This window comes from Aerococcus sp. HMSC23C02 (genome assembly GCF_001806805.1).
In the GTDB taxonomy this organism is placed as follows: Bacteria; Bacillota; Bacilli; order Lactobacillales; family Aerococcaceae; genus Aerococcus; species Aerococcus sanguinicola.
The window spans coordinates 29,177-38,348 of sequence record NZ_KV786038.1; the positions used below are offsets into that span (position 1 = coordinate 29,177).

9 protein-coding genes are annotated in these 9,172 nt (G+C 49.0%); 5 read left to right on the top strand and 4 right to left on the bottom strand.

The features are described from left to right. Nucleotides 1-11: 11 nt before the first annotated feature. From HMPREF3090_RS00140 to HMPREF3090_RS00155, 4 genes are read right to left on the bottom strand one after another with little or no spacing between them, the layout of a single operon-like run. Nucleotides 12-671, bottom strand: a complete 660-nt coding sequence (locus tag HMPREF3090_RS00140; protein WP_067975107.1) for an amino acid ABC transporter permease — start codon at nt 669-671, stop codon at nt 12-14. 20 nt (nt 672-691) lie between these two features. After that, nucleotides 692-1,333, bottom strand: a complete 642-nt coding sequence (locus HMPREF3090_RS00145; protein WP_067975110.1) for an amino acid ABC transporter permease — start codon at nt 1,331-1,333, stop codon at nt 692-694. A 1-nt stretch (nt 1,334) separates the two neighbouring features. Then, nucleotides 1,335-2,162, bottom strand: a complete 828-nt coding sequence (locus HMPREF3090_RS00150; protein WP_067975113.1) for a transporter substrate-binding domain-containing protein — start codon at nt 2,160-2,162, stop codon at nt 1,335-1,337. A 15-nt stretch (nt 2,163-2,177) separates the two neighbouring features. Beyond that, a complete protein-coding gene (locus HMPREF3090_RS00155; protein WP_269465291.1) occupies nt 2,178-2,912 on the bottom strand; it encodes an amino acid ABC transporter ATP-binding protein in 735 nt (244 codons plus the stop codon). 241 nt (nt 2,913-3,153) lie between these two features. Between HMPREF3090_RS00155 and HMPREF3090_RS00160 the strand changes: the two genes are divergently transcribed. The 5 genes from HMPREF3090_RS00160 to mutY all read left to right on the top strand — a co-directional run bounded on the left by HMPREF3090_RS00160 (nt 3,154) and on the right by mutY (nt 9,092). Continuing rightward, nucleotides 3,154-4,041, top strand: coding sequence for a DMT family transporter (locus HMPREF3090_RS00160; RefSeq protein ID WP_070485660.1), 888 nt, complete (start codon nt 3,154-3,156; stop codon nt 4,039-4,041). Nucleotides 4,042-4,213: 172 nt separating this feature from the next. Continuing rightward, on the top strand, nt 4,214-5,758 hold the full coding sequence (locus HMPREF3090_RS00165; protein ID WP_067975124.1) for a ClC family H(+)/Cl(-) exchange transporter: 1,545 nt from the start codon (nt 4,214-4,216) through the stop codon (nt 5,756-5,758). Nucleotides 5,759-6,041: 283 nt separating this feature from the next. Next, entirely contained in the window at nt 6,042-6,758 is a 717-nt protein-coding gene (locus tag HMPREF3090_RS00170) for a hypothetical protein (protein ID WP_070485662.1), read from the top strand. Nucleotides 6,759-6,799: 41 nt separating this feature from the next. Continuing rightward, a complete protein-coding gene (gene recX / locus HMPREF3090_RS00175; protein ID WP_067975130.1) occupies nt 6,800-7,843 on the top strand; it encodes a recombination regulator RecX in 1,044 nt (347 codons plus the stop codon). 1 nt (nt 7,844) lies between these two features. After that, nucleotides 7,845-9,092 (top strand): A/G-specific adenine glycosylase, encoded by a 1,248-nt coding sequence (gene mutY / locus HMPREF3090_RS00180; protein ID WP_067975133.1) that lies wholly within the window; start codon nt 7,845-7,847, stop codon nt 9,090-9,092. Nucleotides 9,093-9,172 lie beyond the last annotated feature (80 nt).

Sequence of the window (9,172 nt, forward strand, 5' to 3'; positions counted from 1 at the left end):
GTCATCCCTTTCTAAGCGCCTTTGCTCACACCCTTATTAAGATACTGGGTGGTTTGGGAGAGGGTGTAGCAGATGAGCCAGTACATGATAGTGACGAGGGCGAAGGTGCCGAGGATGTAGCTGGAGTTTTGGCCGTAGATGATGCGGGCGTTGTGCATGAGTTCGGGCAGGGAGATGATGGTAGCTAGGCTGGTGTCCTTGATGAGGGCAATGAGCTGGCTGACGATGGAGGGGGCCATGGTTCGGTAGACTTGGGGCATGATGATATAGGCCATAGTTTGGCTGCGGCTGAGCCCGGTTGCCAGGCCGGCTTCGAATTGTCCTTTAGGCAGGGCCAGGATGCCGCCCCGGATAATTTCTGAAATCATAGCCGATTCAAAAAGGGTCATGGCGGCTACAGCTGCCCAGAAGATATCCATTTTGATTCCGATTTGGGGCAGGGCGAAGTAAGTAAAGAAGATAATTAACAAGAGGGGGAGGTTGCGAACAGTGTCGATGAGAAAGCCCAGCACGTTAGAAATAATGGGCATCTTGAGATAGCGGAGGATACCGAGGAGGCTGCCGAAGAATAGGCTGAGGCTAATGGTGAGTAAGGTGAGTTTGACCGTTACCCAGAGGCCTTGGAGGAGGAAGTTGATATTAATCCATTGGAAAGCACCGGAAAAGTCCATTGTTAAACTCCTTTCGTGCCTTAGAGGCTATAATTCTTTTCGAGTTTTTGTATGAATAGGGTTAAAGGAACCGTGAGCAAGAGGTAGAAGCCGGCGACTAGGCTATAGCTTGCGAAGGTGTCGAAGGTCTCTAGCGCTACCAGGTCCCCATAGTACATGAGGTCGAGCCCTGCCACCATAGCGAGGATGGAGGAATTCTTCACCAGATTGATCACTTGGTTGCCTAAAGCTGGCAGAGACTGGCGGAAGGCTTGGGGAAAAATCAGGTAGGCCATGCATTGGCGAGCTGTGAACCCCTGGGAGAGACCGGCTTCGAACTGGCCGCGCGGAATGGCCTTGATCCCAGTTGCGATAATATCTGCAATAAAGGATGAAGTATAGAGACTAAGAGCGATCACACCAGATGTAAAACCTGAAAGTTTGACCGAAAAGAGGGGGAGAACCACATAGAAGAACATGACGATGACTAAGAGCGGGATATTACGAAAGATCTCGACATAAATGGTCGCGAATGCTTTCAGAAGCCCCTTGCCTGCGCTCTGCCAAATCCCCACCAAGCTCCCCCAGAGGAAGCTGGCGACTAGGGCAATGGCAGAGGCGAGGAGGGTGTGGGCAAAGCCTTCTAACAAGAGAGGTAAATAGTCGTGCAAAAGGGTAAACATACTAGGCCTCCTTTAAATTTTTAGCATTGGCGCTTTCGCCAGCATCGGGGAACCATTTATGGAAGATCTTGTCATAAGTCCCATCCGCTTTAATTTTAACCAAGGCCCGGTTGACCTCATCACGGAAGTCTTTTTGACTCTTGTCTACGGCAATGCCATAGGGTTCCTTGGTAAAAGCTTCGCCGATCAAGCGGTAGCCGGGATTCTGGTCAGCGATACCTAGCAAAATTGCATTGTCGGTTGTCATAACGTCGCCCTGGCCGGATTGTAGGGCGGTGAAGGCTTCGGCATAGTTTTCCAGTTCAAGGACCTTAGCCTGGGGAGCGAATTGGCGGATGGATTCGGCGGAACTGGAGCCCTTAACGGCTAGGACAGTGTTTTGGGGGCCTAGGTCTTGGACCGATTGGAGGGGCGAGTCTTCTGGGCCGAGCAAGGATTGTCCGGCAGCAAAATAAACATCTGTGAAATCAACTTGTTTCTTCCGTTCCTCTGAGATGGTCATGGTGGCGATAATGGCATCAATATTACCATTCTTGAGGAGGGGAATCCGTGTCTTAGAAGTCACCTCGACAAAATCGGCTTGGGCTTGAGGGCCAGCAATTTCTTTGGTTAAGGCTTTGGCGATATCAATATCGAAACCCTCCACTTCTTGCTTGGCAATATTATAGTAGCCGAAGAGTCGGGTATCGTTCTTGATGCCCCAACGGATATGTGGGGTCTGGCTGCTTTGGATCTTGTCTAAAATACTTTGCGCTTGGCTATTTTTTCCGCAGGCCCCAAGTAAAGTCAAGCAGCTGACCAAGAGCAAGAGTAAGTGTCTTTTTTTCATGAGATGGCCTCCTGACTAATAAGCGTTGACAACTTGGAGGAAGTCTTTGGCCCGTTGACTTTGGGGTTGGGAGAAGAAGTCCTGGCTGGGCCGGTCTTCAATGATTTCGCCGGCCTCCATGAAGAGGGTCCGTGTGCTGACTTCCTTGGCAAAACGCATTTCGTGGGTGACGACAACCATGGTCATCTTGTCGCTTTCGGCAATGTCTCTCATGACGTTGAGGACTTCGCCCACCATTTCAGGGTCGAGGGCGGAGGTTGGTTCATCGAAGAGAAGGACTTTGGGCCGCATGGCGAGGCCACGGGCAATGGCTACCCGCTGCTTTTGCCCGCCGGAGAGTTGGCTAGGGTAGTGGTCACGCTTGTCCCATAGATTTACCCGTTTCAATAATCTTTCCGCGCGTTCGTGAGCTTCTTCTGGGGTCTTTTTGAGGACCTTGAGAGGGGCGAGAGTGATGTTTTCAAGCACGGTCTTATGGGGATAGAGTTCAAAATGTTGGAAGACCATGCCAAAGTCGCGTCTGACCTGGCGGATATTTTCTTTGGGGTCGGAAACGTCCCGACCATCGCAATAGAGGTGTCCACTGGAAATCTTTTCCAAGGCGTTGATGCAGCGGATAAGGGTTGACTTACCTGAACCTGAGGGCCCGATGATACTGACGACTTCACCTTCTTGGATGCCTAAGTTAATGGCTTTTAGGGCGTGATAGTCGCCGTAATACTTTTCGACGTCTTTAAATTCGATGATCATAATGAACAACTCCTTACAAAATAATTAGAAAAAACTTATTAAAAAGATAATAGCATAAATTAGGGCTATGTATAAGTGAATTTCCATACAAGTTATTTATTTCACAATAAATGGGCCCTATGTATTAGGTGTTAAGTCAAGCTAAGCCTAATGAAAAGAGGAGTCTAAGGGCTTGAATTCAGGCTCGAAAGCATGTAGGGTAGAGATATTGAAATGTAAAGGATAGAAAGGATATGCTGCTGTGACAAATCGTAATAAGGGCATTATTGCCATCTTGATCTCTGCTTTTGGTTTTGCTGTGATGAATCTTTGCATCCCCTTAGCCGGAGACCTCCCCACTATTGAAAAGAGTTTTTTTAGAAATATTGTTGCCTTCGCCGTTGCCTTGACCCTCTTGCTGCGGTCTTGGTCCCAAGTTAAGAACCAGGTCCAGGTGGGTGACTTGCCCTGGAAGACCCTCCTCTTAAGGTCGATCTTGGGAACGGTTGGGGTCTTCTGTAATTACTATGCCCTCGACCACCTGCTTCTTTCTGACGCTTCCGTTCTCAATAAGCTGGCACCTTTTGCGACGCTTGTTTTTTCAGCGATTTTTCTCAAGGAACGGATGGATAAGCAACACTTGATCGCCCTGGGCTTTGCCTTTGTGGGAGTTCTCTTAGTCAGCAAACCGACTGGGGCAACAGCCGACCTCCTGCCTTACCTTGTCGCTATTCTTGGGGGCTTGAGCGCGGGCGGAGCCTATACCGCGGTCCGTCAGCTTAATAAGCAGGGAGTCCCCAGTGCCTTTACGGTGGCCTTCTTCTCAGGGTTCTCCTGTTTAGTTTGTGTGCCGTATTTAATCTTTAACTATGTCCCCCTCGACCAAAAGTCTTTATTAGCTCTTTTAGGGGCAGGCTTGGCTGCCAGCTTCGGCCAGTTCGGGATTACCCTGGCTTATAAGTTTGCACCAGCTAATGAGATCTCTATTTTTGACTATTCCAGCATTGTTTTCAGTGGTCTCCTCGGCTTCATCTTCCTTGGCCAGGTACCTGATGGCTGGAGTATTCTCGGCTATTTCATTATCTTTACAGGGGGCTTAGTCACCTTCCTCTACAACCGCCAATTGACCCGCAAGCAGTTATCTCGCTAAGCTTTAAATTCAAGATATGTATGCTACAAGAAGAGACTGGGAAAAATTCCAGTCTTTTTTGTTTGGGCTCCAGTCATTCCTTGCTGAATGCCTGTGCTCACACCTTTTTTTACAAAAAGAGTGCTTCTGCCTGTGCTATACTAAGAGTAGTTTATTTCAAGGAGGGATTGTGTTGGAATCCAATCAAAAACAATTGAGCGCTGCTTTCAAACAATCGAGCTCGAAGCTGGCGCTAGCTACGGAGGGGATCTTGGTAGGGATCCTGGCTGGCTTAGGGGCGGTGGTTTACCGCTACATCCTGACTTATGCTGGGGCTTGGCAGCAGGCCCTCTACCAGATAACAAATTTTCCTTGGCTAATTGCGCTTTTTTTATTTTTAGGGATAATGGGGGCCTTAACGGGTATTCTTGTCCAATTGGCGCCCCTGTCCAGTGGGTCTGGGATTCCCCAGGTGTCAGGCGAACTTTTGGGTGAGATGTCTATGCGCCCCCTGCCCACGCTCTTTTCTAAATATCTGGGGGGATTTATGGCCATGCTAGCGGGGATGTCCCTGGGGCGGGAAGGGCCATCTATCCAGATCGGGGCGGCAATCAGCAAGGCCTATACTAAATGGCGCAAGCATGGCGACCTGAGCCAGCGTATTCTTCTAACCTCGGGAGCCAGCGCCGGCTTGTCAGCTGCCTTCAATGCACCGATTGCCTCGACCCTCTTTGTGGTTGAAGAAGTCCATAAGAATATCTCCCCCTTTATTCTCATTCCTGCTCTTTTGGCATCCATCAGTGCCGACCTGGTATCCAAGTGGGTTTTTGGTTTGACGCCGTCCTTTGCGATCAAAATGGACCAACTTCTTCCCCAATCTAGTTATTACTTAATTATTATTCTGGGCCTTGTGACAGCCCTAGTGGGGACGACCTTCAACCAGGTCCTTTTAGCCTTCCAGCGCTTTTTACAGAAGCACTTCCCGAATGTTGTGGTTCGGATTGCCCTAGGTTTTCTCTTAACGGGGCTTATTGTGTGGGCTTTCCCTGCCTTGGCAGGTAGCGGGCATGACTTGGTCTACCAGTATTTAGAGATGCCTTGGCCCCTTAAAAGCTTAATCCTAGTCCTCATCGGTAAATTACTCTTCACCTGTTTCTGTTATGGGACTTCAACACCGGGCGGTATCTTCTTGCCCACCCTCGTGATGGGATGTTTGACTGGGGCAGTCAGCTTTCAAGTTTTCAGCCTATTTATTGATTTAGATCCTGATCTCTTAGCTAATTTTGTCGTTCTTGGCATGGCAGGGGTCCTGACGGCAGTCGTCCGTTCGCCACTAACTTCCATGGTTCTTGTCCTAGAGATGGTAGGGAGTTTGCAGAACTTCCTGCCTGTAGCCATTGTGGCCATCACAGCTTACCTGCTTGCGGAAGCCCTCAAGGTGGCCCCTATCTACGACAGCCTCTATGACCGCATGCGGCCTCTCCCCCAAGACCATAAAGAAAAGGAAGCCGCTATCTTGGAATTTGATGTGCCCTTAACTTCCTCGCTAGCGGGGAAGAAACTAGCTGACCTGGACCTCCCCCAAGAAATTCTCATCGCTTCCATTGTGCGCGGTCGGGCCAGCCTTGTGCCTAAGGGGGCAACTACCATCCAAGCCAAAGATCGACTTCTGATTGTGACCTCCAAGGATCATTTAGCAGCTACCAAGAAACTTTTCCGAGAGGCTGCCAAGACCTAGGCCGATTATTTATAAAGACAAAACAATAATGTATTGCAAAAGAAAATAAGCAATTATTCGTCTAAAAGAACGAGCGCTTAGAAAGTGCTTGTTCTTTTTATTTGGTAAACATTTTATGAAAGGGGTGTTTAACCAGTGATTGGGCTAATGTAATTTTTAGGTAAAAGAAATGTAAATCTTTCATGAAAAATCCCCAGATGGAATAAAAATTTGCTAGGCTATAAGTGTCTAAAATTTTATGTTTTCAGACGATAAAATACGATTAATTGGAGGTATACTTGTAATGTTAGGAACTCAGACTTTGGTGGCCGATTTTTCTGTGACCGAGGACCTAGAAGCTCTTTACAAGCGAGCTAAACGTGTAAAGACGCTGAATCTTCGCGAGCAGGTGGTCTATCTCCACTACCAAGCAGATGCTGACCGCAAGGCTGGTCGTACCTTGGTGGTATGTAGTGACGGGTCAATCTTTAGGACCCAATCAAAGCCGGAAATCCTGATCCAGAATTATAGCGAGCGGATGGCTAAGGAACAGTTCTTCCATCAGAAACTGACAAAGAAACCTTTTCAGCCTGTCGTGAGTGCGGACTTGATTTTTGTTCCCTTGAAATCTGTTAAGCGGGGCACTCCTTCCTGGCTAGCCCTCCACCAGGTTTACCGCCTGCCTAATTTGAAGGAGAAGAGTCGCCACACCATTGTGGAGGGCATGACCAATATCCACCTAACTCTCGATGTGCGTCCCAGCCGTTTTATTCACTTGGTGAGACAGGCTTATTTTAGCTGGGTCTTTCTCAATATGTCAGTTCTCTTGCATACACCTAAGCAGCCCTCTTATTTCAAAATAGAGGATTTAGAAAATAGTCACCTCTTCCAAAGAATGCTCTATACTGAAGCTTCTGACCAATTTAGTGAGCTCTACCAAACAGCTGAAGAAATTCACAGGGAGCGCTACAGTGAACAACTGGAGCTCTGGCACGAACGGGTCTTAGACTTTATCCATTAGATTAAAGTGTGCTATAGTAAAGGGCGAAAGGAGGCTCAGCTATGGCAAAGAAGAGCTATCAAGGCCCAGTGCGGCTCTCAGACTTATCCGGTGATCATGTGAAAAAAGCCTCTGCTGACCAAGCTAAGAGACCAAGTCAGCAGAAGGAGAAGCCCCGCCCGGCTCAAGATTTGGTCCAAGCGGCGCAAGCGCTGAAAGCAAAAAAGTTAGATCAAAAACCGCAGCGTCCGGGAACAGACAATGACCAGGAAAAGTCTGAAGAGGCAGGGCTGTCCGGTGAAATTACCAAGATTGAAGCGCAAAAGCGGCGCAAACATCGCTTTAATATTTATCTCAACCAAAGCTATGCCTTTCCTGTAAGTGAAGCGACCCTGGTTAAGTTTGCTTTGGCCAAGGGTCAGGTCTTAAGTGCTGAGCGAGTAGGCGAGATCCAAGCAGCTGAAGCCGCTGCCCAGGCTTATCAGACAGCAGTGAATTATCTGAGCCACCAATTGCGTTCGGAGAAGGAGATCCGTCAACGGCTCCAGCGGGATGATTGGCCTGAAGGGGTGATTGACCAAACCATCCAGCGCTTAAAAGAACTGCGACTCGTCGATGACTTGGTCTATGGCCAGTCCTATACCCGGACGGCCATGCGCCTGCAGAAGAAGGGTCCCGGTCAAATTCAGCGCAAACTAAAGGAAAAGGGCCTCAGCGAGTCGATCATCCAACAAGCTCTGGAGGAGTATGATGACCAAACTGCCCAGGATAATATTGAAGAACTGGCGGCTAAACGTTTGAAGCAACAAATGCGAAAATATGCCCAGCGCGATAGCGAACAGCGCACAGTGCGCTATTTGATGCAGAAGGGCTTCGATAGTGATGCAGCCAAGCAAGCGGTCCAAAGAGCGAGTCAAGACCTTGTTGATGACGATCTAGAAGATGATAAATTGGACCAGCAAGGCCAGAAGTACTGGCGCAAGTACCGCCGCCTAGACCCTAAAGAGCGCTATTTTAAAGTTAAACAACAGCTTTACCGCCGGGGCTTTGAAGCAGGGGCGATTAAGCAATGGCTAGACCAAGAGATGGAGAAAGAAGAGGGATAATTTGCAGATACAAGACCATAAGCCCGAAGATTGGTTGGGGCGGAGTGCCATTGAAGACTTGGGACCAGATATCCACGGCGTTCAAGTCTGGGGACCTAAGACCAATGAGAAGTTTCAGACCACTTTGCTGGATTGGTATGACCAACATGGCCGCACCCTTCCTTGGCGCGAATCGATATCAGCTTATGCCGTTTGGGTCTCCGAAATCATGCTCCAACAGACCCAGGTGGACACGGTTATCCCTTACTATCAGAACTTCATGCAAAAGTTCCCGGATATTCAATCCTTGGCCCAAGCTGGAGAAGCGGACCTATTAAAGGCTTGGGAAGGCTTGGGTTATTATTCTCGGGTTCGCAATATGCAGGTGGCTGCCCAAACAATTATGGACGATTATGATGGTGAGTTTCCCAGTGACTTAAAGGAAATCCAATCACTTAAGGGGATTGGTCCTTATACAGCAGGCGCCATTGCTTCGATTGCTTTCAATGTTGCGACGCCAGCTATCGATGGCAATGCCATGCGGGTCTTCGCCCGGCTTTTTACAGTGAGTGCAGACATTGCCCAGGCTAAGAACCGGAAGATTTTTCAGGCATTGGGCGAGTATCTCGTGGATCCTAAACGTCCAGGTGATTTCAACCAAGCCATTATGGACCTGGGTTCGAGTTATCAAAGGGCCAAGGATCCTAATCCAGAAGCCAGCCCCCTAAGAGACTTCAACCTATCGACTTTAACGGGGACGACCTTGGATTATCCTGTCAAAAGCAAAAAAGCCAAGGCCAAGCATTACTACTATGATGCCTTGGTATTGGAAGATAAAGCTGGGCGGGTCCTTATCTGCCAGCGCCCCGAGACGGGTTTATTGGCTAAGATGTGGACCGTCCCCCTCCTTGAGCGCAAGGAGGCGGCTAAAGAAGACATGCCACTCGGTCCTCTCTTCGCCGACCAAGTGGCTGAAGACGACCAGGCGATCTACGACAATTTACTTGCCGAAAGCCAAGCCCACTACCATGTCAGTCCTATCTTCTACAAGCGCCAGCTCGCCGAAGTCAAACATGTCTTCAGCCACCAAGTCTGGCACATCCGCGTCTACCAAGGCCAACTAAAGGAAGACCCTGACCAAGTCATCGACCGCTTAACCAAGCAAGGAGCCAGCAACTGGTCCTGGCTCAAACTCAGCGACATGACCCAGCATGCCTTCCCCACCGTCCAAATGAAAATCTGGCAAGCCTATGAAAAGAACAGGGTGTGAGCAAGAGCGGTTAGACTTGAATGACTGGAGCCCAAGCGGAAAAGAACGGCTTTAGCCGATCGTTCCGATTGGGTGAAGTC